This is a genomic window from Chloroflexus sp. (genome assembly GCF_034434295.1).
Taxonomy (GTDB): domain Bacteria; phylum Chloroflexota; class Chloroflexia; order Chloroflexales; family Chloroflexaceae; genus Chloroflexus.
The window spans coordinates 98,131-124,109 of sequence record NZ_DAOTZQ010000050.1 but is presented as its reverse complement, the minus strand read 5'-3'; the positions used below and the strand labels follow the sequence as shown (position 1 = coordinate 124,109).

The following is a 25,979-nucleotide window of genomic DNA, read 5'->3' as shown; positions in this document are numbered from 1 at the left end:
TGCCCTCACCCCCGTCCCCTCTCCCGCGTCTGCGCGGGAGAGGGGAGAACGGCGAGCGGCGTTGGGGTATCTCGATGCACTAGGCGGCGGGTTCGTTCTTATGTTCTGTCCGTTCCTCCCCCCAGCGGGAGAATCGCCTTCAATTCCTCCCCCCCAGCGGGGGAATCGGCTTCAATTCCTCCCCCCAGCGGGAGAATCGCCTTCAATTCCTCCCCCCAGCGGGGGGAGGTTAGGAGGGGGCGGGATTGATGCGAACGGGAATCATTATGGAGCACGTCTGTCACCACTCCCCCGCCAGAAGCGGAGCGGGGGCTGGGGGTGAGGGAAGGGGAGGAAGCCTGCCGGCGTGTACACCATCTACAGCGTAATGAACGGAGACCACGACGATGACCAAAACAGCAATCCTACTGATCGGGCACGGCACTGAGGACAGCGATGGTCTGGCCGAGTATCGCCACCTGGCCGGCATGCTACAAGAGCGGCTTGATCTCCTGGTGCAGCCATGCTTTCTCGAACTGGCCGATCCTCCGATTGGACAGGCAATTGACGAGTGCGCACGTGCGGGGTATCAGCGTTTGATTGCACTACCGCTGCTCCTCGGTGCAGCTGGCCATCAGAAAAATGATATTCCTGTGGCAATTCAGCAGGCGCGCCTGCGTTGGCCGGAACTCGCCATTCAATACGGCACGCCACTTGGCGTACAGTATTCATTGCTCAAAGCACTGGCCGACCGTCTGGCGGCGGCAGAAGCAACCGCTCCACCTGTACCGCGTGCCGGAACCGCCCTGGCCCTGATCGGGCGCGGGAGTAGTGACCCCGACAGCAATGCTGATGTTGCCCGTATGGCACGTTTGCTGTGGGAAGGTCGTGGCTATGCTCACGTTACTTATGGCTTCTACAGCATTACCACGCCACGAGTACCGCAAACGCTTGATGCCTGCATCGCACTTGGTGCTCGTCGCATCATCGTGATCCCGTATCTGCTCTTCACCGGACGCATTCTGCAACGGATCATTGCCCAGGTCGCTGCGGCCCGCCAAACATATCCCGATCACGACTTCGTTGTGACCGAACACCTCGGTCTGCACGAAGGAGTTCTTGCCGCTGTCATGCAACGGGTTCAGGAAGCCATGAATGGTCAGGCGACAGCCAACTGTGACGTTTGTAAATATCGACGGCTCTTTCCGGGGTTTACCGCCGACTTTGGACGCCCCCAGACCAGCGATCACGAACATGGCTTACGCGGCGAAGCGTCCAACAGTATGACAAACATCCTCCCGCCCCGCTACCGTGGTGGCCGGGCAGTGAGTGCAGCACCGATGACTGCCGCCCCGCTTGTCTTTGACGAACAGGGGCAGGTCGCGTGGGATCGTATCTGGGGCGGTGATGATCCTGACAATCCCTTCTGCGAGCTGGCGCTGGCCGGTGGCCCACCCCACCGGGGAACGCTGCTAGAACCGGTTGATCCGGCAACGATCCAGGCTGACCCAGCAGGCTACGCCCGTGTCGTTGCCGAACTCCGCCGGGCATTGACGATGGTCACCGATCTACCGGTAACGACCGACACCGCCCCTGGCTGGATCGGTCTGGTTTGCGAAAGTGAAGAGATGGCAATCTGGCTCCTGCGGGCAATTATCGTGGAAAATGTCAGTGTCCGTCGCGAAGAGCGCACGCTACTCTTACCGGCGGGGCCGCATTTTCGGCTGGAGGGAGAGATCAAAAATGTGGTCACGGCAGTTGCCAAGACCTATCACTACTGGAAGGAGCATATGCAGCGATGACAACGCCAACCTGCCGCATCTTCATCCTGCACGATCATGGCGAGCACGTGACCCAATTGGCGCAAGCAATTGGTGAGGGAGCCGCGAGCGTTGCTGATATCACGGTCAAGATTAGCCTACCCAATCACGCTACGAAAGCCGATTTGCTTGAGGCTGATGGGATTATTATCGGCACACCCAACTGGACTGGCATGAAGGGCACCCTCAAACGCTGGCTCGATACGACCGGCGATCTGTGGGAAGAGGGTAGTCTGGCCGGGAAAGTGGGCGCAGCCTTTACCAGCAGTGCCGGGCGCCATTCAGGTACCGAGTTTACGCTGCTTTCGGTGCTGCACTGGATGTTGGGCAGCGGCATGGTCATCGTTGGCTTACCGTGGAGTCCGTTGATGGAACAGGCCGGCTCGTACTACGGAGCAACCGCAGTCGGCACCATTACCGAAGCTGATCAGATCCAGGCCAGGGCATTGGGACGACGAGTTGCCGAACTCGCCCTCCAGTTACGCCGGGGAGCAGCATCATGAGCGACCAATCGCCATTGGTATCGGCAGGAGCCGACATCGCCGCCCGTTCGTTTGCGATCATTCGGGCCGAATTGCAGGCGCGTAACCTGATCATCCCGCAACCGCTCGCACCAATTGTCGAGCGCATCATTCACACGACTGCCGATTTCGATTTTGCCGAACTGACCAGAGCCAATGCCGGTGCGGTAGAAGCGGGGACAAATGCTCTCCGGCGTGGATGTCTGGTGATTACCGATGTCCAGATGGTTCGGGCAGGCATTGATCAACGACGCCTGCAACACTTTGGTGGCAGTGTAGCCTGCTTCAACGACAACCAGGCGGTCATGGAACTGGCCGCAGCTACCGGCCTTACCCGCAGTGCCGCCGCTATGCGCTGGGCACACGAGCAGGGGTATCTGAACGGCGCGCTGGTCGCGATTGGTAATGCACCGACGGCCCTGTTTGAATTGATCAGCCTCATTGACCAGGGTACCCGCCCGGCCATCGTGATCGGCATGCCGGTCGGCTTTGTCAACACTGTTGAAAGCAAAGCCGCGCTGATGAACCGCACCGATGTAGCCTGGATTGTGACCATGGGGCGCAAAGGTGGCTCACCGGTTGCCACGGCCACCGTGAATGCCCTGCTCCGCCTGGCAACCGGTGAAGACAACAGCGCGTAACGGAGATCAATTATGGCCGATATGGTTCCGCCACGCAACAAACGAGGGTCGCGTACCGGTTATACCACCGGCAGTAATGCAGCGGCAGCAGCTAAAGCAGCCACCATTGCGCTGCTGAGCGGTCGCTGGCCGGATCAGGTCACGATCACCTTGCCGATTGGCGAGACAGCTACCATGACGCCGGCGATCACCCGCCTCGATACCGAACAGGCGTACTGCTGCATGGTGAAAGATGCCGGCGATGATCCTGATGTTACGCACGGTGCCCTGATCTGCGCATCGGTGCGCATCGTGGAAACGCCGGGAATCCACCTGGATGGTGGCGAAGGTGTTGGGCGAGTCACGTTACCCGGCCTCGGCTTACCGATCGGTGGGCCGGCCATCAATCCGGTACCGCGTCAGCAGATCACGGCGAATGTGCTTGATGCCGTGCGCGAATATGCTCCCGGTGGTGAAGCCTTTCTGGAACGCCTGGGGCTTGAGGTCATCATCAGCGTGCCTGATGGTGAACAGATCGCGCAAAAAACCCTCAATCCGCGCCTCGGTATTATTGGCGGGATCAGTATTCTCGGCACGACCGGTAAAGTCTTTCCGTACAGCACTGCCGCCTGGCGTGCAAGTGTCATTCAGGCGGTTGAGATGGCTGCCCATAACGCCGTGCCCAAAATTGTTTTATGCACCGGCGGTCGATCAGAAAAATTTGCTATGCAACTCTTTCCTGAATTGCCAGAGCTTGCGTTTGTCGAATTGAGTGTCTTTACCGGTGATGCTCTCAAGACCTGTGTCACGCACGGCGTACCGGCGGCAGTCTTTGTCGGCATGATCGGCAAGATGATCAAAACAGCGCAGGGGCATATGCAGACCCACGTGGCGGGCAATCAGGTTGATTTCGCCTTTCTGGTCCAGGTATGCCGTGATGTTGGCGCACCAGAGTCATTTGTGCAGGCGGTCGCACAGGCCAATACCGGTCGCCACTTTCTCGAACTCTGCCAGGAGCATGGTCAACTGGCACCGCTGCAACGGATCGTCGAACTGGCCCGCGATCAGTGCCTGCGCTTCATCGCCGATCATGGCGGTGCGATGGACTTCGAGGCCATTCTGGTCGCTTTCGATGGTCGGGTGCTGGCGCGGGCAGCAGCTACTGCGCCGGCGCATATCAGGCCAGCGTCACTGCCGGCACCGCTGATCGAGCGTCTACCCAACGATCCATTGCCTGAAACTGATGAGCCGGTGGAGGACTCATGAGTCGACGTACTCCCATTCTTGTGGTTGGATTGACGGCTGCCGGTAGCGACGGTCTGCCACCCGCGCTGATCGAGCGCGTGCTCCGTGCCGATCTGCTGGTAGGCGGGCGACGACATCTGGCGGCGTTTCCTGATTTTGGCGGCGAACGGATAGCGATAGAGGCGAGTGTGGAACCGGCGCTGACCCGCCTGCACGCCGCCTGGCAAAACGGCGAGGTGGCAGTGGTGCTGGCGTCGGGTGATCCACTCTGGTATGGTATCGGCAGCAGCCTGCGCCGCGTATTTCCGCCAGACGCACTGGACATCGTGCCGGCACCAACCTCGGCGCAACTCGCATTTGCGGCACTAGCCGAACCGTGGCACGATGCGGTCTTGCTCAGCGCACACGGACGCCCGTTAGCAGCCATCATTCCCGCCGTACTCACTGCCTCCAAAGCGGCGATCCTCACCGATCACCACCAGACACCGGCTGTCATTGCGCAGGCACTACTCGCCGCCGGTCTGGCGCCAGACAGCCGCTGCGCTGTCTGTGAACAGCTCGGCGGTACGAAACAGCGAATCTTCCAGGCCACTCTCACCAATATTGCAGAGGCGACCTTTGACCCCCTGAATGTCTTGATCGTCTGGAACGACCATCCACGCCGACCATTCCCTCCCGGCCTTACCGATGAAGCCTTCAGCACTGAAGCCGGCCAACTGACCAAGCGCGAAATACGTCTGCTGAGCCTGGCCGAGCTGGCTTTGCAGCCGGGTGAGGTGATGTGGGACATCGGTGCCGGCAGTGGTGCAGTCGCCATCGAAGCTGCACGCGCCTGCCCAACCGCACAGGTCTACGCGGTCGAGCGGCGTGCCACCTTTATCGGTCATATCCAGACCAACCTGGTGCGCTTCCCGGCGCCCAATCTGCACATCACGCATGGCGAAGCACCGGCAGCCTGCCACGACTTGCCCGACCCGGATGCCATCTTTGTCGGTGGTAGTGGCGGGCGCCTTGCCGAAATCGTAGCTCTGGCCCGCCACCGACTACGACCCGGTGGCAGGCTGGTGCTCAACCTGATTATGACCGGCCATCTCGCCGAGGCGGTGCAGCTTTTGCCCACCGCACGGGTTATTCAGATGCAAGTCAATCGCGGCACGCCCATCCAATCCGATCTACGCTTTGCCGCACTCAACCCGGTGTACATCGTTGTCTGGCGAAATGAGGAACACCATGACTGATACACCAGAACTGATCGCAGTCGGGCTTGGCCCCGGCGATCCCGAACTGATTACGGTTAAGGGGCTGCGTGCTATTCAGGCGGCTGATGTGATCTTTGCGCCACAGAGTCGTGATGGCGATGCCAGCATCGCGATCCAGATTGCCACCCCGTGGATCGATCAGTCGCGACAGCGCATTGTCACGCTCCCGCTGCCCATGACCCGCGACTCCGGGCAGTTGCGCCCGGCGTGGCAGGCCGCTGCGACCGTGATGCAACAGGAACTCGGCCAGCACCGTCGCGGTGTCTACCTGTTGCTCGGCGATCCCCTGCTCTACGGCACGTTCGTCTACCTCTGGCGCGAGCTGCGTGTCGTAGCACCAGACATCACGGTTCGCATCATCCCTGGCATCACCTCATTTGCCGCTGCCGCTGCCGCCAGTGGCATCCCGCTCACCATGGCCGACGAGCGCCTGATTGTGGTGCCGGCCAGTTATGAAACCGATGCCAGTACGCTGCAACGACTGCTCAACGATTTTTCCACCGTCGTGTTGATGAAAGCAGGCACAGCGTTGCCGGCTATTGTCGCGGCACTACACCAGCTCAACCTGATCGATCACGCCCTCTACGCTGAACGGGTTGGCTTAGCCGGTGAATTTATCACTCGTGATCTGCGCACACTCGACCTGAACCATCGTCCGTACCTGTCACTCGTAATTGTTCGTCGCGGAGAGTTGCTATGACCTACCCTGCTATTCCAGGAACTGTCTACTTCGTGGGTGCCGGCCCCGGTGCACCCGATTTGATAACGGTGCGTGGCCGTGATCTGCTGGCCCAGGCCGATCTCATTCTCTACGCCGATAGTCTGGTTGACGTGGCCTTGCCGGCAGCCTATGCCCGTGCCGATGCCCGCATTCTTGGCTCGGTTGAGATGCACCTCGAACAGATCGTGCGTCTAATGTGTGAGGCAGCACGAGCCGGCCAGGTCGTTGTGCGGCTGCATAGTGGCGATCCGGCGCTTTACGGTGCCATTCACGAGCAGATGGCTGCTCTCGACGAAGCCGGTGTGCCTTACGAGATTGTACCGGGTGTGACTGCCGCATTTGCGCTCGCCGCCCGCATGGGGGTGGAGCTGACGGTTCCCGAACTGGTGCAGACAATCATCCTGACCCGACCTGCCGGACGGACACCGCTCCCCGAACACGAACAACTGAGCCGACTGGCTGCCCACGGCGCATCGCTGGCCATTTACCTCGGTATTACCCGAATGCAACAGGTCGTGCGTGATCTGCTGGCCGGTGGCGTTTACACACCGGACACCCCGGTCGTTGTCGCCTACCGCATCACCTGGCCCGACGAGGTGATCATTCACGGCACATTAGGCGACATCGTCGAAAAGGTGAAAGCTGCCGGCTTTACCCGACAGGCGTTGATCCTGGTTAGCCCCGCACTTGATCCGGCCCACAAGCGTACCGACCGGCCAACCAGCCGGCTCTACGATCCAACCTATAGTCACCGGTTGCGCCGCCGCCGTGAACCGGCTGATGAGTCGGCAGAGGCATAAAAGCCGGGAAGAGGTTCGTATGACAACAACAGCCATCTTTGCCCTCACCCGTAACGGCGTTGAACTGGCTACTCGCCTGGCCGCAACGTTACCGGCAACCATCTGGCTCCCAGAGAGGTTTGCTGCACTTGCGCCTGGTGGACGCTGCTACACTAATCTTAACGCAGCCGTGCAGACAGCCTGGCAACAGAGTAAAGCAATCATTCTGATCGCGGCTACCGGCATTGCTGTGCGCCTGATTGCCCCGCTCCTCCAGGCAAAGACCAGCGATCCGGCCGTGATCTGCCTTGACGAACAGGGACACATGGTGGTGCCGTTGATCGGTGGTCATCGGGCCGGTGCCAATGCCCTGGCCCGGCAGATCGCTGCACTCACCGGAGGGCAGGCTGCGATCACCACCGCCAGCGATGGTCAAGGGTTACCGGCGCTCGATCTGATCGGTCAAACGCAGGGCTGGCGCATCGCCACCGACTCGGCAACCACCCATGTGATGGCATGTCTGGTCAATGGTGATCCAATTGGCGTTTGGGCTGACCCTGACTTACCCGCTGCACGGGCACTGCTCAACACCGAACTGGCACCGGCAGCGACGGTCGAATGGGTCACCGATCCCGAAGAGTTAACCAACCCACGCTTCGCAGCGGCCATTGTGGTCTCGCACCGGCGCCTTGATCCGCTATGGCACAAATTTCGCGACAAAGGGTTGCGGTACTTACCTCCGGTACTGGTGATCGGGATTGGGTGTCGGCGTGATGTACCGATACACGAACTCACTACCGCCGTCTCCACAACCCTGGCGACCGCCGATCTTGCCCCGGAGTGCGTGGCGGCCATCGCAACCGCCGAACTCAAGGCTAACGAAGCCGGGATCAGCGATCTGGCGCGGCAACTCGGTGTGCCGCTCACTATCGTCACAACCGCTCAGCTCCAGACCCTCGACCCGACAGCCTTTAGCCCCAGTGCTGCCAGTCGCTTCGACATCCCTGGTGTGGCCGAACCCTGCGCCACCCTGGTCGCCCAGGGTCCATTGCTGGTACCGAAACAGCGCTTTGCCCGTTGCACCGTCGCTGTTGCATTACGGCAGGCAACGCCCGGCAGCGACACCACACCAACCGGCCAGCTCACCCTGATCAGCATCGGCCCCGGCGATCTCGCTCACCTGACCGAAGCGGCACGACTGGCGCTGAGCAAAGCCGAGGTCATCACCGGTTATGCACGCTACATCGATCTGATCCGTCCCCTGCTGCGACCAGATCAGGAAGTTATCGTAACACCGGCAATGGGTGATGAGATGGGGCGAGCGCACCACGCCATTGAGCTGGCCCGCAGCGGGCGGCGGGTGGCGCTGATCAGCAGTGGTGACATCGGCATCTACGCTATGGCCGCACCGGTCTTCGAGAGTCTTCAGGCCGGCGGCTGGGATGGTCATCACCCGCAGGTCGAGGTCATTCCGGGAGTAAGTGCATTTCAGGCACTGGCCGCCCGCGTCGGTGCTCCGATCAACCACGATCTCTGCCTGATCAGCCTGAGCGACCTGCTCACACCCTGGGCACTGATCGAACGTCGGCTACGGGCTGCGGCGCAGGCTGACTTTGTCGTTGCCCTGTACAACCCCCGCTCGCAGGGACGAAACTGGCAACTGGCTACAGCACTCTCTATCCTGCGCGACCACCGACCGCCAACGACACCGGTCGTCTTTGGCCGGCAGGTGAGTCGCGAGGACGAACAGATCACGATAACCACCCTGGCCAACGCCGACCCGCAACAGGCCGACATGCTGACCCTGGTGCTGATTGGGAACAGTCAGAGCTTTCATCTGGCCGGCCATGTCGTCACTCCTCGTGGCTACACGACCCAATCAGCCCAACCGTTAGATTTTCTTATGTCAAGCAAAGCAACCGATTACCCGATTGTGATCACCAAACCGGCCCACATGCCGGCGGTGGTGATCGGTGGTGGGGCGGTTGGCGAACGCAAAGTTCGTGGCCTGCTGGCCGCCGGCATACCGGTACGGCTCATCAGCCCAACCGCAACCGACCAACTGACAGCCTGGGTGCAGGAAGGGCGCCTGATCTGGGAACGACGCACGTACCAGGCCGGCGATCTCACCGGTGCCCGGTTGGTCTTCGCCGCCACCAATGATCGTGCAGTCAATGCCCGCATCGCTGCGGCGGCCATTGCCGCCGGCGCACTCTGCAATGTCGCCGATGCACCAGACGAAGGCGATTTTCACGTTCCGGCAATTTATCGCAGTGGCGGCATCACGATCACGGTGAGCAGCGCCGGCACAGCCCCAGGGCGAGCTGTTGCCTTGCGCGATGCCATTGCCAATTGGCTAGACAGCATTGGAGTTCACAACCATGAGCGGTAAAGCATACCTTGTCGGCGCCGGCCCCGGTCGCGCCGATCTGATCACAGTGCGTGGGTTGACGGTGTTACGCCAGGCTGATGTCGTGCTCTACGACCGGCTGATCGCCGCTGCCCTGCTCGACGAGGCGCCAGCCCACGCCGAACGTATCTTTGTCGGGAAAAGGCCAGGCCACCACGCCTTTCGCCAGGATGGGATCAACGAGACGCTGGTGCGCCTGGTGCGCGAAGGCTTTCAGGTGGTGCGCTTGAAGGGTGGCGATCCCGGTGTCTTCGCCCACGTCGCCGAAGAAGCGGCTGCCCTGGCCGCCGCTGGTCTACCCTTCGAGATCGTTCCCGGCGTGTCATCGGCCCTGGCCGTTCCCCTGTACGCCGGCATTCCGCTGACGTGGCGCGGCGTAGCGACTGCCTTCACCGTTGTCTCCGGCCATGAAACCACCCCGCACGGTTGCAGTGGCATTAGTTGGACACTCCTGGCCGCCTCGCCAACCGTGGTCGTGCTGATGGCCCTCGGTCGGCTCGAACAGGTCTGCTCGGCCCTGATGGCTGCCGGACGCAATCCCGACACTCCGGCGGCGCTGATCAGCCGGGGGGCCACATTCCAACAGGCAACCCTGCGGGCAACGCTGGCAACTCTTTGCGACCAGCAACGACTGATTCAGCTGCCACCGCCTGCGGTGCTGGTGGTGGGAGAGGTTGCGGCGCTGGCGGATCGGTTGGCCTGGTATAACCCTGCCCAATACCCTGCCGACGCCATGCTGTGGGAAGAGTAGCGATGCCGCTCCCGTTAGCCATAGGGTAACGAGCGGAATAGACGGAGTACATTCTATGCAGCTTCCCCGAGTGCTACTCGCCGCACCAATGAGCGGGAGCGGCAAAACAACGTTGACTGCCGGTTTGATTGGTGCCCTCCGGCAACGCGGCTTACGGATTGCACCCTTCAAGTGCGGCCCAGACTATATCGACCCCGGTTACCATGCGCTGGCTGCCGAACGACCATGCCATAATCTTGACTCCTGGCTGATGCCAGCCAATCAGATTGCGGGCATTCTGGCCCGCCGGAGTGGCGATGCCGATCTGGCACTCATTGAAGGTGTGATGGGTCTCTTCGACGGTTACGGTGCCGATGATGACACCGGCAGTAGTGCGCACATTGCCCGCCTGACGGCAACCCCGGTGATCATCGTGCTCGATGCCAGAGCGATGGCGCGCACGGCTGCCGCACTAATTGCCGGTCTGCGCGACTTCGACCGCCAGCTGCATATCGGCGGGGTCATTTTGAATCGAGTCGGTAGCCCACGCCACGCTACCATCATTCAGACGGCCATTGAACAGACGATTGGGGTGCCGGTGTTGGGGTATCTTGCACGGGCTGAAGGGTTGACACTACCCGAACGCCATCTGGGGCTGGTGCCGGTGGCCGAGCCTGGGCACTGGCAAGAGTGGCTAACTGCGCTCACCAGCCGTATTGCAGATACCGTTGATCTTGATCGTTTGCTCGCGATTGCCCGTAGTGCCCCGCCCCTTACCATCCCACCACTCCCGCCCGTCACCGCAACCGCTCAGAGCAACAGGCCGGTTATCGCAGTGGCTCGCGACGAAGCCTTCAATTTTATCTATCCCGACAACCTCGATCTGCTGGAAGCTGCTGGCGCCCGTCTGTCCTTCTTCAGCCCTTTGCACGACAGGGCACTGCCACCAGCGACTGCTGCTCTCTACCTGTGTGGTGGATTTCCCGAACTCTACGCTGCACAACTGAGTGCGAACCAATCTCTGCGTGACGCGATACGTACCGCAGCCGCAGCCGGTATGCCGGTATACGCCGAGTGCGGCGGACTGATGTACCTGACCGAAACCCTGATCGATCAGCACGGCCAGACCTTTCCGATGGTCGGCATTTTGCCCGGTCGCTCACGAATGACTCGCCGTCTGACTCTCGGCTACCGCACGGTTATCGCCCAAACCGATACCTGGCTCTGGCACGCCGGCGAGACCCTCCGCGGCCATGAGTTTCACTACTCGGTGTGGGAAGAGTGTCCGCCCACCGTCACCCCTCTCTACACCTGCCTGCCCGACGCTTTGCGACCACAATCCGCAACGGAAGGTATCGTCGATGGTCAAACCCTGGCGTCGTACATTCATCTGCACTTTCTGAGCTGTCCACAGGCCGCGGAACGATTCGTGACGGCGGCACGCCGGTATCAGACCGTCCAGGAGGAAGAGCAATATACCAACCGGGGAGACACTGTATGAGCAAGATCGTTCTTTTCACCGGCGGTGCCCGCAGTGGCAAGAGTCGCTGTGCCGAACACTACGCGGCCCGGCTGAGCGAACAGATCGTCTACATCGCCACTGCCACTGCTGGCGACGATGAAATGCGTGAACGCATTGCCCACCACCGTGCCCGTCGCCCGGCTACCTGGCAAACCATCGAAGCCCCGACCGGCGTGGCCGGCGTGCTCGCCGATCTCCCCAGCGGCACGGTCGTCTTACTCGACTGCCTGGCGCTGCTGGTGAGTAACCTCTTGCTAGCCCACGAAGCGACACCGGAACCGGCAATTGATGACGAAATCACCACGATGCTGGCTGCCATTGCCAGCCGCAACCTCACCTTTATTGCGGTCACGAACGAGGTCGGTATGGGGATCGTGCCTGCGTATCCGCTTGGCCGGCAGTATCGCGATCTCCTGGGTTGGGTTAATCAACGGATCGCCGCAGCAGCCACCGAAGTCTATCTGGTGGTATGCGGTATACCAGTCGAATTACGCTCTCTGGAGGCAGCATGGATGCGTACAAACCGGTAGTGCACGGTGCGCTCGACGAGACTGAACTGGCCCGGCTTGGTCTGCACGCCAACCATCTGATCGACTTTAGCAGCAACATCAACCCCTTCGGACCACCTGAATCGGTTCTTCAGGCGCTACGTACCCTCAATCCGGCCCCCTACCCTGATCGCAGTTGTCTGCACCTGCGCCAACATTTGGCAACCATCCATCACTGCCAGCCAGAAGCCGTCCTGGTGGGAAACGGAGCAAATGAACTGATTCACCTGGTAGCCCGTGCCCTCGGTGAAGCCGGTGCGACAGCTCTGGTCATAACCCCAACCTACGGCGAATACGCCTACGCCTCATACCTGACCGGCATGCGGGTAATCGAGATACGGAGCAACGTTGGCAGCGGCTTCCAACCCGATCTCGCCGAACTCTTGCTCGCCATCGAACGACTGCGTCCACGGCTCATCTGGCTGTGCTCCCCCAACAATCCCACCGGGGTCAATCTATCGAACACAACGATCACAGAACTGGCGCATACCTGCGCACTGCATCAAGGCTGGCTCATCCTCGACCGAGCCTATCTGGCGTTGGGCCGTGACGAAACCGGTCACGATCCACTCGATCATAACAGCCCGTCGCACCTGATCCGCATCTACTCACTCACCAAAAGCTATGCGGTTGCCGGTCTCCGCATTGGCTACATGATTGCCGATCCCGACGTGGTCGCCGCAACTGCTCGCTTTCAACCGGCGTGGAGCGTGAGCAGCGCAGCGCAGGCAGCCGCCACAGCAATGCTGCACGATACCGGCTTTCTCGCCACCACGCTCCCGGCGCTATGGGATGCCAGTACCGAACTGGCCCAGAACCTGCGCCGACTCGGTCTGACCGTCTGGCGTGCCCATCTGCCATTTATGCTTGTCCATTGTGACGATGCTGCACTGACCCGCCAGCAACTGCTGGTACGCGGGTGTGCTGTGCGTGACTGTACATCGTTCGGGTTACCGGAATGGGTGCGGGTTGCGCCCCGACGCCCAGCCGAGAATGCCCGGTTACTGGCAGCGTGGCGTGATGTGCACACCAGAACTCAGGGGTAAGCCCGCGCTGTCATAAACGAGAGGATTGACAATGCAAGCGCCTGTACTCATGATCGTTGGAACTGCGTCCTCAGTTGGCAAAAGCACCCTGGTCACCGCACTCTGTCGGCTGGCCTATCGGCGCGGACTACGGGTAGCACCGTTCAAAGCCCAAAACATGAGCAACAACGCTGCCGTCACCGCCGACGGCAAAGAGATCGCCCGCAGCACTGCTGTCCAGGCCGCTGCCGCCGGCATTGCACCGACAGTGGCGATGAATCCCATTCTTATCAAGCCCGAAGGTCAGCGGCGCAGCCAGATCATCGTCGAAGGCCAGCCCTGGCAGAGCCTGACAGCAACTGATTTCTGGCAACGCAAAGCCCAGCTCTGGTCGGTCGTGATCCGCAACCTTGACCATCTGCGGGCAACGTATGATCTGGTCATCGCCGAGGGTGCCGGTAGTCCGGTTGAACTCAACCTGAAAGCGGGAGACATTGTCAACATGCGCGTCGCGTGCTATGCGCAGGCGCAAACCATCCTGGTCGGTGACATTGATCGCGGCGGTATCTTTGCCCAATTACTGGGCACGCTCATGCTGCTCGAACCCGAAGAACGGCAGCTCATCACCGGTTGTATCGTGAATCGGTTTCGCGGCGATCCCACTCTCTTCGCCGACGGCATAACCATCCTGGAAGAGCGCAGCGGATTACCGGTGCTGGGAGTAATACCGTGGCTGGACGACCTGGGGCTACCCGAAGAGGATGCGGTTGCCCTGGAGCAACCGCCGGTCGCGTCCGCCCACGGCCTGGTCATCGCCGTGATTCGTCTACCTACCATCGCCAACTTCGACGACTTCGATCCGCTGGCCCGTGAGCCGGGTGTTGTCGTGCGCTACATTGATCATCCATCTGAACTTACCGGTGCCGATGCCGTTATCCTGCCCGGCGTCAAACACACCCTCGCCGCCCGGCACTGGCTCCACGAACGCGGATTTGACAGCGCACTCCGCCAATTCACCGGCGCCATTGTCGGTATTTGTGGCGGCTATCAACTGTTGGGTGAACGAATCAGCGATCCACTGGCGGTTGAAGGGAGTGGCGGTGAAGCCGCCGGACTGGGCTTACTGCCCATCGAAACCATCTTCACCACTGCTAAACAAACAACCCAGACCATTGCCTACGTCCAGGTTCCCTGGGCCGGCAATGAGCCACTGCAAGGGTACGAAATTCATATGGGGCAAAGTTACCGACGCGGCGAAGCGCCGGCATTCCTGCGCATCATCCAGCGCGGCAACACTCCCACGAGCGCCGACGATGGTTGTATCAGCCCTGATGGCCGGGTTTGGGGATGTTACCTGCACGGCATCTTCGCCAACGACACCTTTCGGCGGGGCTGGCTACGTCGGTTAGGCTGGCAACCGCCCGCCGCACCCGTCACAAGAGCCGATCCCTTTGACCGGTTAGCCGATCACGTCGCCGCTGCGTTGGGGCCGGAAGTACTCGACCGTTTGATGAGAAGATAGGAGACAGAAAATAGGTTGGGAAGAGGGGATGATTGTAGAAGATAGGAGATAGAAAACAGGTTGGGAAGAGGGGGCTAATGATTAGAAGATAGAAAATAGAAGAGAGGAAATGGGTGGGAAGGGGGATGATGATTAGAACTTGTTTCATACAAGCTGTGCTACCGTACTCCCCGCCTGTCGCACAGGCGTATGCACACCTGCCAATCACCACCGACAACCTACCCGTCTCCTGACCCGTTGGCAGAGCGCAGCTCCGGTTGTGTCATCACGCGCTTGATGGGTTGCCTTACCCCCTGGCAGCCACGTGTCGCACCGTTTGGAGTGCGGCAGCCACGCTGACGTGCCAGTCGTGCTTACGATCCGGTGCGAGGCGTAGCGGTTTCCCTTGCCGGTACGTGACCCCGATGAAGGGGAGGCATGAGCATGGACTGGAAGCTCGTTCCCCACGCACATACAGCACTAGCGTACCTATTCCACACGGCGGAGTTGATACTGATTCCAAACTGGATTACCCGTGGCACGTGGTGTGGTGTCGCCAGCCACGCTGCCGCCGCAGCCGTGCTTACGATCCGGTACGAGGCGTAGCGATTTCCTTGCAAGTCACGGGGACAACATACGTACAGAGTATGTCCGTCAGGATTGACCATCCGTGATGAACAGACTGTGTGTGGGCGGTAGTGCGAGTTGTGGAGCAAACATCCAGCCTTCCTTTCGCTCCCGCCACGTGACAGTGGCACCAGTGATAGAAGAGCGCGGGTGGGAAGTCGCCCGCTCATAGAGTGGCAAGCACCATCATCAGGCTGCTGAACAGCGACGGGTCAAGTGGTGAACGTTGGATAAAACCTGACAACAACGCAAGCCGCTCACGCTATCCCCACCATCACCTCGACGCCACGCCACACTACACGACATCGCCGTAAAGTAATCATCCCGGAGAGCGCACCAATAGTGGATTCACCGCAACTCCCAGCTCTTGTCTCCCACCCACAACCGCACCGGTGTCCGCTGGCGCGGCAATTCAAACAGGAGCGGTACGCTCCGCAAGCCACTTTGCGCTGTGAACTGGTCTTCCAGAGCCAGGTCACCGTACAGACCGCGGCCAAACTGATCAAGATAGCGCAGCGAAGTACCTGGCAGAGGATAATACCGTTGACCTGTCTCATCTTCGATGGTAAACAGGCCGGCTGGCAGCGTGCGTTCACGCGACGCTTCATTACTCACTGCGATCAAGGCAATTAACAGCCGACCATCAGATTGAAGCAACCCCAACGCATCATCGACTACCACTACATCATCCGGTCGCAACAGGCCGATCTGCCAGCCATCGTAGGAAACAAACCGACCGAAGGGATTGGTGTCCGACAAGGGCGAAGGGGAAGGTAGCGGCAGTGGTGTTGGCGGTGGAGGTGATGGTGTCGGCACCAGTGCCGTAACTGCTGCTGTCTGCGCCAACAACGGTGAAGGTAGGGGGCCAATGGCCGACTGTGTCGGCGGCGTAACAACCGATGGCGCTGCCTCAAACAATTGCCCGACAAGTACGACTATCAACCATCCCCCTAACGCCAGCAGGACTACCAGCAACCACCAGCCGCGCCAACGGGCTTGCTGGTCTGTAATTGGCGTGACAGCTTGTGGTTGAGGAAGAGCCTGCGGCGAGACAACTTGCTGCGGTTGCACCACAGCAGTATCCGACACCACAAGAGAGGGAGGAATTGCGTCAGTATCTTGAGGCGACGCTACGGCAAACGATTGTTGAGCGAAAAATGACGTAATACCAGCACGATGGTGCAGGTCGGGTGGCAGGGATTGGTGCACAGCATGAGTAACTCCGGCACGACGCAAGGCTTCTTCCCGCTCGGTAGCACTCTCGGCCACCCGTGCCAGCCCAATCCATACCCGCCGCTCAGCAGGCGCCCGGCGACTCAAAGCCCGAAAAATACGCCGGGCCATCACAAAATCACCGCGGCGCGCTGCTAACGCACCGCGGGTCAGCCATTGCTCAAGATCGTCAGGAGTCAAATCCCCCACCCATCCTCCCCGAATACGACACAACTACACGCGGGGTAGCACCAGCCAGCCCTGATCGGGATTGCTTCGAGCGAAGAAGACCAGATCGGTTGCGTCGGGGGCGACATCAAACAGAATGGCCACACTACGCACAAAGCCATCAGCAGGCACCGGCTCACTATGACTCAAGTCGGCATTAATCCCCCGGATAAGGTACGCATCAGACGCATCGAGGCGTGGTATCCATACCCGACCCTGGGCATCCTTCAGGACGAAGAAGTCCAGCGGTACCGGCTGATCCTGGCCAGTCGTGTTACGGACAAACACCAGCACAACTACAAAGCGACCGTTGTTAGGAGTAATCCCATTGAGTGGGCCGATAATCGGTGCCGCATACGTTGGCTGATTGAAATCGTAAGCCCATCCATTACTGGTCAGCTCCGTCCCAGGACTCACCAGTGTCGGATTCGCCAGTGCCGGATCGGTCGTGGGCGGGATCGGCTCTGGGGTCGGCTCTGGGGTCGGCTCTGGGGTTTGCTCCGGCGTTGGTTCCGACGTCGGCTCCGACGTCGGCTCTTCAACCGGTGCCGTAGTTGGTTCAGGCTGAGGTTCGGGCGGTGTTGTCGGTGCCAGCGATGCCTCGGTTGTGGCTGCAATGCTGGTCGCCGCCTGCGATGTAGCCTGAGCTGGAGAAGGTGTCGCCACCTGATTGCGCTGCGACAGAAAGATGAAGCCAAGACCGATACAACTGATCAGCAACAATCCCAGGAGCACCAACGTCAATGGTGTCAGGCCACGCTTTGCCGGCACCGTCTCTTCATCCATATCATCTCCTCTCTGCGGTGGTGGCCCTGAGCGACGGAAAAGGCCACCAAATAAGCCTCCGCTGCGGGCTGGTTTCGCCAGCTTACTGCTACTGCCCCGTGCCCAACTGGTGCTGGGACGGCTCGTTCGTGGTGGTTCGGCAGCACGCGACGGACGGGACGGGGGGGCTGAGGTTGGTGCAGGCGACTCACTCTCACTTATTGTCTCCGGTCGTGGTGTAGCCGGATCGCTTCGCACCGGCCCGGCATCGGTTGCCATTACTTCAGACAGCGCATCAAGCTGGGCAAACGGATCGTCTTCATCAATATCAGGCATCGTTGATACAGGAGCTGGTGCGGGGGATGGTGGCGGGGATGGCGGTGCCGGCGGTGGAGCTGCTTTTGGTGTCACACCCAGCGCCTGCAATCCCTTTTGAGCCATCTCATTTTGCGGATCGAGGCGTAACACCTGTTCGAGTGCAGCTTGCCGCTCTTCACGATCCGCTGCCACACCGGCGAGCCAGAGCCATCCTTGAATATTCTCCGGGTGTTCACGGGTCAACAAGCGGAAGAGCCTACGCGCTTCGTCTTTCTCCCCTTTCCGCGCCGCCTCAATACCAAGTTGCAAGATGCTGTCGGGATCCGCCATGATCTGTCCTTCCTTCTACTTCCGCCCCAAGGCAGTGATCAGGATTCTGTGGTAGTCGCGCCTATTCTAGCATGGATACCGGCAATGGTCAACACATTTTTGATCAAATAGCGCACTCATACGCCATGGATAGCAAGCATGGACAAAAAAAGTGCAAAGAGTTTTGCAAGTAAACAGAACATCAGTCTCATGTCACCTGTACTGCCTGCCGCTCTCAACCTGATCCGTGCTGTCACCACCTATCCATAGCACCAATCCTGTGGTACAGGTAGTGCTTAGACATTCACGCATTCCCGCTGATGCTAATACAGTTAGCGGAATGATGCTCTACTTGATACACAAGTACTACCTACCTTCAGCAGCTCAGGGGTGGCAAGAAAATACGAGCTAACGCAACTTTTATTGCATCACGACGACCTGGCGCGTCCTGCTGGTTGCCTGCTCCCGCAGTGCAGGTTTGGACATTCCTGATCGCACCCAAGCCTTATCTCCTGCATACACTCGCATGCTGCCCGATCCCGAAGGTGAGGGCGTTCAACATATACTCAAACCACATATCCCATACACGCTCGTATGTAGAACCTGTTAAAAAACAGCTACCAGAAATTATCTCGTTCATTCCTGACAGACTCCATGATTGGATCAGCCGGATCAACGGCGTGACGCGCACTGGATCGTGAGCACGACTGCTGCGGCAGCATGGTTGCCGCACGCCACGCATCGCGACACGCGCATGACGAGCGGGCAAGGCAACCAATCCAACACATGATGGCGCGGGGGATGGTTGTCCGCACTGCTCGCTTCCATACAGGCAGAGTGGGCACAGGAGATACTGTCGTTGGTGATTGGCAAGCGTTCATACACCTGTGCGACCGTCTGGATGCACGACCGCACAGTTTGTATGAAATAAGTTCTACTATACATCCCTGCACCCCAATCCGACGTGAGTCTGGCTGAAGATGGGACAAAGCATTCACCTCTGTACTCTATCACCGCATCTTCCCCTCCCTTGCACGGCTTTTGCACCAAATTTGTTTATACTTCACCTTCTTGCTTTTTATGCTAAAATTTTTCTAAATCCGGTAGTTCCAAATGGGTACTACAATCTGCGAGGAGGCGCTATGCAGTCAAAAGCGACTCCCATCCGTGAGGATGGTATTTACCACTCGTTCTGCGGTCTGGTCAGTGTCGGCTGGCTTTATCAGAAGATCAAAGACAGCTTCTTCCTCATCCTTGGCACCCACACCTGCGCCCATCTGCTGCAAAATACGCTCGGCGTGATGATCTTCGCCCGGCCACGTTTTGCGGTCTCACTGCTCGAAGAGTCCGACCTGAGTTCATCACAACCCGACATCTCGGCCCAGATCGAGGAGATCAAGCGCGAGCACCATCCATCCGTAATCTTTCTGCTCTCGTCGTGTACGCCTGAAGTGATGAAGGTTGAGTTTGAAGGACTGGCAGCTTCGGTCAGCACACCGGAAGTGCCGGTGCTGTTTGTGCCGGCCTCTGGCCTCGATTATACGTTTTCGCAGAGCGAGGATTCGGTGTTGCAGGCGCTGATCCCCTTCTGCCCACCGGCACCACCGGACGATAAGCGGGTGGTCTTCCTTGGCTCAGTGAATGATGCGATTGCCGATGACTTTTCGCTCGAAGCGGCACGCCTGGGTATCCCGGTCGCCGGTTTCTTGCCCGCCAGTCATTTCACCGAGTTGCCACCAATTGGCCCCGGAACTGTCATTGCCCCGCTTCAACCCTATCTGCACAAGACCGCGACCCAATTGCGTAATGAACGTGGCTGTACGGTGCTCTCTTCGTTATTCCCCTTCGGTCCTGATGGAACCCGTCGCTTCTGAGAAGATTTGGCAGCTCAGTTTGGGATGCAGGTGGATCTGAGTGAGCGCGAGGCAGCAGCCTGGGAGCGGATTAAACACCATACCGATCTGCTACGTGGTAAGAAGATTTTCTTTGCCAGTGATACGCTGATGGAATTGCCGCTGGCCCGTTTTCTCAAGGCGTGTGGGGCCGAAGTTGTTGAGTGCTCTACCCCCTACATCAATCGCCGCTTCCACGCTGCTGAACTGGCGGCACTCGATGGCGTCCGTCTGGTCGAACAGGCCAATTTCCATCGCCAGTTGCGCACGATTACCGAGACAAAGCCCGATCTGATTATTTCCAACATTATTACCACCAATCCGCTGGTCGGTCAGGGAACGGTTGCCAAGTGGGGTACTGAATATTGCTTTCTCCCCATTCACGGCTGGGCCGGCGTCAATAATCTGGTGACATCCTTTACCCGCGCTCTGCAACGCCATGCCCGTCTCGATCCACTCGGCTCCGATCCGATCTGGCTGACCGGTATAATGCCCGGTTCGTCCGGCGGTGTTATCTCTTTGCAATCCTAGAGGAGACGATTCATGCGGCTGGCTTACTGGATGTATGAAGGTACTGCTCACCACGGTGTGGGCCGGATCGCCAACAGTATGCGGAATGTGCACGCCGTTTTCCACGCTCCCCAGGGTGATGATTATGTCAATGCTATCTTTGCCATGCTCGACCGCACGCCCAATTTTCCGGCCATGACGACCAGCGTGGTCAGCGGTACCGACCTTGCGTGCGGTACGATCCGGCTGCCCGATACGCTGCGGCAGGTGGAAGAACGGGTCCACCCCGATCTCATTGTCGTGGTTGCCTCGTGTTCCACCATTTTGCTGCAAGAGAATCTTGAAATCGCGGCTCAGCATGCCGGCTTGCAGTGTGAGGTGATGGTGTACGATGCCAATCCCTACCGTATGCAAGAGATTGTTGCCGCCGAGAGTCTGTTTACCGATCTGGTGAAGCGCTTTGCTAAACCACAGCCCCGCACCGAACGTCCGACGGTGAATATCCTCGGCCCAGCGTCACTCGGTTTTCACGCCCGCCACGACCTGATCAGTCTCCGACGTATGCTGAAGACGTTAGGGCTTGAGGTGAACGTGGTTGCACCCTGGGGCGCGAGTATCGCCGATCTGCGCCGTTTACCGGCAGCATGGCTTACTATCGCCCCCTACCGCGAGCTTGGTCTGCGTGCTGCCATCTATCTCGAAGAGCAGTTTGGGGTGCCGGCCCTCCTCGATGCGCCGATTGGTGTCCAACCCACGCTACGCTGGATCGAGCGTCTCCGTGAGCTACTGGCTCAAGCCGGGGCCGATGTACCAATGCCACCGCTGACAGCCTTTTCACTCGATGGGATGTCGGCACCGTCTGCTGTGCCCTGGTTCGCCCGTACCGCCGATATGGATAGCTTCTCCGGCAAGCCGGCCTTTGTTTTCGGCGATGCCACGCACGTGGTTGGGGTCACGCGCTTTTTGCGCGATGAATTGGGCATGCCGATTGCCGGTGCCGGTACCTATGTCAAACATCAGGCCGATTGGGTGCGCGAGCAGTTGACCGGCTATGTCGATGAGGTGCTGGTAACCGATGAGTTTCAGGTGGTGGCAGAACGCATCGCCGCCCTACGACCCGAATTGGTTTGCGGCACTCAGATGGAACGCCACACCTCACGACGGTACGATCTCAACTGCATGGTCATCTCGCCGCCAACCCATATCGAGAACCATCTCCTCGCCTATCGCCCCTTCCTGGGTTTCGACGGCGCCGATGTCATCGCCGATGAGGTCTACACGACCTGTACCCTCGGTATGGAGAAGCATTTGATCGATCTGTTCGGTGATGCCGGCCTTGATCTGCCTGAGAAAACCGGGCACACCCCTGTCGCTGAACCGGCTCCGGTAGCGTCAACAGTCGCGAGTCCACACCCGCAGCCCGAACCGGTTATCGCCGTGGCATCTGCTCCATCTCCCACCAGCGCACCCGCGACACCCACACCTGCTGTAGTCGTTGATCCAGTATGGGCTGCCGATGCGGAAGCTATGCTCAAGAAAGTGCCGTTCTTTGTGCGTGGCCGGGTGCGAGGGAATGTCGAGAAATATGCCCGTCAGCGTGGTCACGCGGTCATTACGGCAGAGGTGCTGCTGGCCGCGAAGGAGGAGCTTGGCGCATGAGCACAGCCCTTTCCCCCAACGTGCCTCGCCGACCACGACCTTCGCGTCAACTGGCCGAGATTGCGCTGCTTTCTCGCGAAGAGCGTCTGGCCGGACGACCAAAACTGTGTAGCGACTGCGGAATCTGCACCGGCGAATTACGGCCCTTCATGGCGCAGAGCTGCGTCTTCGTCAACAACCGTGCTGAAGAGATCGAGCGTCGCTTGCACGGACGCAACCGTCGTGACGGCGATGAACTCCTCTTTGGCATCTATCGCGATCTGCGCATCTTCCGCATGCGGCCACCGGTGCCCGGTGCCCAATGGAGTGGCGCCGTCACCAGCCTCGGCGCCCTGCTCCTCGAACACGGACTGGTCGAAGGGGTGATCACAACCGGTGCAGTGCCCGGTACCCGGTATGCACCTCTCCCCATTCTGGCCCGTACCCCAGACGAAGTGCGTGCGACCCGCGGCAACAAACCCTGCCTTGCGCCAACGCTCGATATCCTGACCCAGGTCCGCCAGAGTGGACTGCGCCGGATTGCTTACATTGGCACCGGTTGTCAGGTCCATGCCCTGCGGGCAATTGAAGATCAGCTCAGCCTGGAACGCCTCTACGTCATTGGGATTCCCTGTACCGACAACACAACCTATCCTGATCTGCAAAGCTTCTTACAGGTGGTCTCGCGCTCGCCGGAGACGGTCATTCACCACGAGTTTATGCAAGACTTTCGTATCTGGCTCAAACACGAAGACGGTTCGGTCGAAAAAGTCAACTTCGTCGATCTCGATGTTGACCGTCTTGGCGGCCAGCTAGGGGTCTTCCCACCGGCCTGTCTAAGCTGCTTCGATTACCAGAATGGGTTATCGGATTTAACTATCGGCTACATGGGTGCGCCACTACCACCCGACGAGCGCTGGCAGTGGACCCTCATCCGTACCGAACGGGGGGCTGAACTCTACGATCTGCTGCGTCCCCACGTCGAGGAACGGGCACCGATCAGCGGCGGTGACCGCACGCGGGGTATGCCAGCCTACATTCAGATGCTGCGCCAGCCGCGCAAACGACCGCCCTGGCCGATCCGCCAGCTCGTCGCCTTCATCCAGCGCCGTAGCGGGCCAAAAGGTCTCGAATTCGCTCGTTCGGTCATCGAGATGAAACTCCTACGCAACCTGCAATTCGTCCGTGAACGGCATGGCCGGCTGGAACGACGCATCGTACCCGGTTACGTCTACCGTGCACTTGCCCGCTATGCCGATGTCTACCGACGCGAATTCAATCGCGATCTCGAACCATCCGCCTCGTAACGTATACGTACAGGTCATTCGCAGCCGGCATCGCCGGCCCAAAAGAAGGAGTTGTCCATGTCCCTCATCCTCGCAATCTATGGCAAGGGTGGGATCGGCAAGTCGACCACCTCGGCCAACCTCTCGGCGGCAATGGCGCTCAAAGGCGCCAAAGTGCTCCAGATCGGCTGTGATCCGAAGCACGACAGCACCTTTCCGTTAACCGGCCATCTCCAACCGACCGTGATCGACGTGCTGGACAGCGTGAACTTCCATCTCGAAGACGTGAGTAAGGAAGATGTGATTCGCACCGGTTTTGCCGGCGTTGACACACTTGAGTCCGGTGGTCCGCCGGCTGGTAGCGGATGTGGCGGCTATGTCGTGGGTGAGACAGTCAAACTGCTGAAAGAATTTGGTCTCTATGACAAGTACGACGTCATTGTCTTCGACGTGCTCGGCGACGTGGTCTGTGGCGGCTTTTCCGCACCGCTCAACTACGCTGACTACGGCCTGATCATTGCCTGCAACGACTTCGACAGCATCTTCGCCGCTAACCGGCTCTGCCTGGCAATCTCGCAGAAATCACAGCGTCACAAGGTGAAACTGGCCGGTATCATTGCCAATCGCGTAGACTACGAATACGGTGGCGGTACCAGCCTGCTCGATCAGTTTGCCGAAAAGGTCGGCACCAAAGTCATTGGGCGCGTTCCCTATCACGACCTCATTCGCCGCTCGCGCCTCGCCGGTAAGACTCTCTTCGAGATGGAGGGGCCGGGGAAAGAGGAATGCACTCGCCCCTTCGAGGAGATGGCCGAATATCTGTTGGCGCAACCGCAGGCAACCGTTCCTCAACCATACCACGACCGCGCCATTTTCGAGGCCATTGGTGGCTGGCGGTAGGCACCTGCAACGGTAGGGGTAATATCCTATCTGGATGGTAGAGGTCATACGCCATCCAACCTCACCCTAACGGTGTATCTGACAGCAAATCTTGCTTCAGCAATGTGCATCGTTCAGGTGTACCACTGGCGAGTCGTAAGCGTGTGATCGTCAGGCGTAGGGGGCACGGCATGCCGTGCCCCCTACGATTCTAGTCAGCAGGGGTCATAACTGCAATGCAACCGGATTTGATACGAGCGTTGCACCATTGTTCGCAAGCCTCCGCTCGCTCCCCTGGAAGCCGGACACGCGCTCGTCTGTGTGCCGGAGCGCACACCTCCGGCGCACCTCTCTGGAAACCGGGTACGCGCTCGCCTGCAAGCTGGGAGCGCACGTCTCCGATGCACCCCTCTGGAAGCCGAACACGCACTCACTTGCGAGCTGGCAGTAAGCACGCCCCTCTGGTGCGCTCACCAACCTGTCGTGTCTGTACCCGACGGCGTATCGCACCACTGAACCAACTTGCGACAGGGAAACTATCCTGCACCCATAGTCCCCGCCCCCAGCGGGGGCGGGTTAGGGTGGGGGAGAGCCATAGCATACTGCTGGACAACACCCTAAACCAGTCAATGCACCTGCGACGACCCGCCAGTAGCACCTCTGTCAGTGCTTCACCACGGCGGTTACAACCCGAATGATGCATGGTGTCGTTCAGATTTGATAGAATCCCCCCGCCCCCGCTGCACTATGCATTACCTATAACTGGTGTCAACCACGTGCGTATCAGCGAGGATGATCGCCATGGGTGCTGTTGTAAGCGACTGGCCCGGTGGCAGGGCGCCGCTCCAGCCGTGCCAACACGTGCTTGATGAATTGCCTTATCTGCTCGTCATGCTCGTGGCGCGAGGTGTAGAGTGCGGCAGCCATGCTGTCGCGCCAGCCATACACACGATCCGGCGCGTGGCATACCGTTACCCATCCTGGTCACGGGGATGCCGGATGTGTTCGTGCCGATCATCAGTCGGTCAGGCATGCATGCGATCCCTGCGCGTAGAGGTATTGTTGTAGCAGGTTCGTGCCTGCACACCATCGGCTACGGCCGGCACCTGACAGCGGTGGCGAGGAATGCCTCCACGCAGGCTGGAAGCCTGCGCCACGGAAAGCCTGCGCCACGGGGAGCACTTGCAGCCCGGCCCAACGCAGCGCGACATGTGGGTAATGCATAGCCTGCTGTGCAGGGGAGGAGCCTGAAATAATGGTGTTCAGCGCATATCCACACCTAATCGCTCGCATGGTCTGTTCGTCCTCACCGCAGTGTGAGTAGACTATTTGCAGCCGCTGCGGCGTTTACCCACCCTCAGTGAAAATCTTAGCCCACCTGATCCAGACCGTCCAGCACATTGCTCTTCGTACCGTGCCTCTCCATAACCCTGTCAACTGCTCACCCGTGTTCCAAATCTCGTGTAACTTTTGCGACCATCACACGGTTTACTTATTAGGGATGCTTTTTGAGCCAGGAGCACACAATGTCACTGTCATCTGTCCCACCTGCTCTCTGCTACCGTCCGTGTTTACCGAACGACACCCATCAGAACGTATCCACCACTCATCGATCAGTTTGCAACCCAGCCGGTG

18 protein-coding genes and 1 pseudogene are annotated in these 25,979 nt (G+C 59.5%); 17 read left to right on the top strand and 2 right to left on the bottom strand.

Going from position 1 to position 25,979, the window contains the following annotated elements; all coding sequences use genetic code 11:
- Nucleotides 1-386: 386 nt before the first annotated feature.
- From VAE57_RS07830 to VAE57_RS07770, 13 genes are read left to right on the top strand one after another with little or no spacing between them, the layout of a single operon-like run.
- Nucleotides 387-1,781, top strand: coding sequence for a sirohydrochlorin chelatase (locus VAE57_RS07830; RefSeq protein ID WP_322821323.1), 1,395 nt, complete (start codon nucleotides 387-389; stop codon nucleotides 1,779-1,781).
- The gene (locus VAE57_RS07825; RefSeq protein ID WP_322821322.1) at nucleotides 1,778-2,302 is read left to right on the top strand and encodes an NAD(P)H-dependent oxidoreductase; all 525 of its coding nucleotides are present in this window, start codon (nucleotides 1,778-1,780) and stop codon (nucleotides 2,300-2,302) included. Before VAE57_RS07830 ends, VAE57_RS07825 begins: the two co-directional genes overlap by 4 nt.
- Nucleotides 2,299-2,961, top strand: a complete 663-nt coding sequence (locus VAE57_RS07820) for a precorrin-8X methylmutase (RefSeq protein ID WP_322821321.1) — start codon at nucleotides 2,299-2,301, stop codon at nucleotides 2,959-2,961. Before VAE57_RS07825 ends, VAE57_RS07820 begins: the two co-directional genes overlap by 4 nt.
- 12 nt (nucleotides 2,962-2,973) lie before the next feature.
- Nucleotides 2,974-4,206, top strand: coding sequence for a cobalt-precorrin-5B (C(1))-methyltransferase (locus VAE57_RS07815; protein WP_322821320.1), 1,233 nt, complete (start codon nucleotides 2,974-2,976; stop codon nucleotides 4,204-4,206).
- Entirely contained in the window at nucleotides 4,203-5,423 is a 1,221-nt protein-coding gene (gene cbiE, locus VAE57_RS07810) for a precorrin-6y C5,15-methyltransferase (decarboxylating) subunit CbiE (protein ID WP_322821319.1), read from the top strand. The genes VAE57_RS07815 and cbiE overlap by 4 nt, the downstream gene beginning before the upstream one ends.
- Complete coding sequence (gene cobI, locus VAE57_RS07805; protein WP_322821318.1) at nucleotides 5,416-6,144, top strand: precorrin-2 C(20)-methyltransferase; 729 nt, start codon at nucleotides 5,416-5,418, stop codon at nucleotides 6,142-6,144. The genes cbiE and cobI overlap by 8 nt, the downstream gene beginning before the upstream one ends.
- Nucleotides 6,141-6,965 (top strand): precorrin-4 C(11)-methyltransferase, encoded by an 825-nt coding sequence (cobM, locus tag VAE57_RS07800; protein WP_322821317.1) that lies wholly within the window; start codon nucleotides 6,141-6,143, stop codon nucleotides 6,963-6,965. The genes cobI and cobM overlap by 4 nt, the downstream gene beginning before the upstream one ends.
- A gap of 19 nt (nucleotides 6,966-6,984) precedes the next feature.
- Nucleotides 6,985-9,336 carry a precorrin-3B C(17)-methyltransferase gene (gene cobJ / locus VAE57_RS07795; RefSeq protein ID WP_322821316.1) on the top strand — a complete coding sequence of 784 codons (2,352 nt, stop codon included), beginning with the start codon at nucleotides 6,985-6,987 and terminating at the stop codon, nucleotides 9,334-9,336.
- A complete protein-coding gene (cobA, locus tag VAE57_RS07790) occupies nucleotides 9,326-10,105 on the top strand; it encodes a uroporphyrinogen-III C-methyltransferase (protein WP_322821315.1) in 780 nt (259 codons plus the stop codon). Before cobJ ends, cobA begins: the two co-directional genes overlap by 11 nt.
- A gap of 55 nt (nucleotides 10,106-10,160) precedes the next feature.
- Entirely contained in the window at nucleotides 10,161-11,585 is a 1,425-nt protein-coding gene (locus VAE57_RS07785; protein WP_322821314.1) for a cobyrinate a,c-diamide synthase, read from the top strand.
- Nucleotides 11,582-12,136 carry a bifunctional adenosylcobinamide kinase/adenosylcobinamide-phosphate guanylyltransferase gene (gene cobU, locus VAE57_RS07780; protein WP_322821313.1) on the top strand — a complete coding sequence of 185 codons (555 nt, stop codon included), beginning with the start codon at nucleotides 11,582-11,584 and terminating at the stop codon, nucleotides 12,134-12,136. The genes VAE57_RS07785 and cobU overlap by 4 nt, the downstream gene beginning before the upstream one ends.
- On the top strand, nucleotides 12,115-13,200 hold the full coding sequence (locus VAE57_RS07775) for a histidinol-phosphate transaminase (protein ID WP_322821312.1): 1,086 nt from the start codon (nucleotides 12,115-12,117) through the stop codon (nucleotides 13,198-13,200). Before cobU ends, VAE57_RS07775 begins: the two co-directional genes overlap by 22 nt.
- A gap of 31 nt (nucleotides 13,201-13,231) precedes the next feature.
- Entirely contained in the window at nucleotides 13,232-14,701 is a 1,470-nt protein-coding gene (locus VAE57_RS07770) for a cobyric acid synthase (protein WP_322821311.1), read from the top strand.
- 954 nt (nucleotides 14,702-15,655) lie between these two features.
- Here the strand turns inward: VAE57_RS07770 and VAE57_RS07765 are convergent.
- Nucleotides 15,656-16,729, bottom strand: coding sequence for a tetratricopeptide repeat-containing protein (locus VAE57_RS07765; RefSeq protein ID WP_322821310.1), 1,074 nt, complete (start codon nucleotides 16,727-16,729; stop codon nucleotides 15,656-15,658).
- Between the two features lie 24 nt (nucleotides 16,730-16,753).
- Entirely contained in the window at nucleotides 16,754-18,160 is a 1,407-nt protein-coding gene (locus VAE57_RS07760; protein WP_322821309.1) for a hypothetical protein, read from the bottom strand.
- Between the two features lie 1,121 nt (nucleotides 18,161-19,281).
- Here VAE57_RS07760 and bchN point away from each other — a divergent pair.
- From bchN to bchL, 4 genes and pseudogenes are all read left to right on the top strand, one after another.
- Nucleotides 19,282-20,562 (top strand): annotated as a pseudogene (gene bchN, locus VAE57_RS07755) (ferredoxin:protochlorophyllide reductase (ATP-dependent) subunit N).
- Nucleotides 20,563-20,574: 12 nt separating this feature from the next.
- The gene (locus tag VAE57_RS07750; RefSeq protein WP_322821308.1) at nucleotides 20,575-22,200 is read left to right on the top strand and encodes a ferredoxin:protochlorophyllide reductase (ATP-dependent) subunit B; all 1,626 of its coding nucleotides are present in this window, start codon (nucleotides 20,575-20,577) and stop codon (nucleotides 22,198-22,200) included.
- Nucleotides 22,197-23,486, top strand: a complete 1,290-nt coding sequence (locus tag VAE57_RS07745; RefSeq protein WP_322821307.1) for a Coenzyme F420 hydrogenase/dehydrogenase, beta subunit C-terminal domain — start codon at nucleotides 22,197-22,199, stop codon at nucleotides 23,484-23,486. Before VAE57_RS07750 ends, VAE57_RS07745 begins: the two co-directional genes overlap by 4 nt.
- Nucleotides 23,487-23,543: 57 nt before the next feature.
- Nucleotides 23,544-24,365, top strand: a complete 822-nt coding sequence (gene bchL / locus VAE57_RS07740) for a ferredoxin:protochlorophyllide reductase (ATP-dependent) iron-sulfur ATP-binding protein (protein WP_322821306.1) — start codon at nucleotides 23,544-23,546, stop codon at nucleotides 24,363-24,365.
- Nucleotides 24,366-25,979 lie beyond the last annotated feature (1,614 nt).

Coding starts and splice junctions, on each gene's coding strand:
- VAE57_RS07830 (WP_322821323.1), top strand. CDS start 387: ATGACCAAAACAGCAATCCTACTGATCGGGCACGGCACTGAGGACAGC.
- VAE57_RS07825 (WP_322821322.1), top strand. CDS start 1,778: ATGACAACGCCAACCTGCCGCATCTTCATCCTGCACGATCATGGCGAG.
- VAE57_RS07820 (WP_322821321.1), top strand. CDS start 2,299: ATGAGCGACCAATCGCCATTGGTATCGGCAGGAGCCGACATCGCCGCC.
- VAE57_RS07815 (WP_322821320.1), top strand. CDS start 2,974: ATGGCCGATATGGTTCCGCCACGCAACAAACGAGGGTCGCGTACCGGT.
- cbiE (WP_322821319.1), top strand. CDS start 4,203: ATGAGTCGACGTACTCCCATTCTTGTGGTTGGATTGACGGCTGCCGGT.
- cobI (WP_322821318.1), top strand. CDS start 5,416: ATGACTGATACACCAGAACTGATCGCAGTCGGGCTTGGCCCCGGCGAT.
- cobM (WP_322821317.1), top strand. CDS start 6,141: ATGACCTACCCTGCTATTCCAGGAACTGTCTACTTCGTGGGTGCCGGC.
- cobJ (WP_322821316.1), top strand. CDS start 6,985: ATGACAACAACAGCCATCTTTGCCCTCACCCGTAACGGCGTTGAACTG.
- cobA (WP_322821315.1), top strand. CDS start 9,326: ATGAGCGGTAAAGCATACCTTGTCGGCGCCGGCCCCGGTCGCGCCGAT.
- VAE57_RS07785 (WP_322821314.1), top strand. CDS start 10,161: ATGCAGCTTCCCCGAGTGCTACTCGCCGCACCAATGAGCGGGAGCGGC.
- cobU (WP_322821313.1), top strand. CDS start 11,582: ATGAGCAAGATCGTTCTTTTCACCGGCGGTGCCCGCAGTGGCAAGAGT.
- VAE57_RS07775 (WP_322821312.1), top strand. CDS start 12,115: ATGGATGCGTACAAACCGGTAGTGCACGGTGCGCTCGACGAGACTGAA.
- VAE57_RS07770 (WP_322821311.1), top strand. CDS start 13,232: ATGCAAGCGCCTGTACTCATGATCGTTGGAACTGCGTCCTCAGTTGGC.
- VAE57_RS07760 (WP_322821309.1), bottom strand. CDS start 18,160: ATGGCGGATCCCGACAGCATCTTGCAACTTGGTATTGAGGCGGCGCGG.
- VAE57_RS07750 (WP_322821308.1), top strand. CDS start 20,575: ATGCGGCTGGCTTACTGGATGTATGAAGGTACTGCTCACCACGGTGTG.
- VAE57_RS07745 (WP_322821307.1), top strand. CDS start 22,197: ATGAGCACAGCCCTTTCCCCCAACGTGCCTCGCCGACCACGACCTTCG.
- bchL (WP_322821306.1), top strand. CDS start 23,544: ATGTCCCTCATCCTCGCAATCTATGGCAAGGGTGGGATCGGCAAGTCG.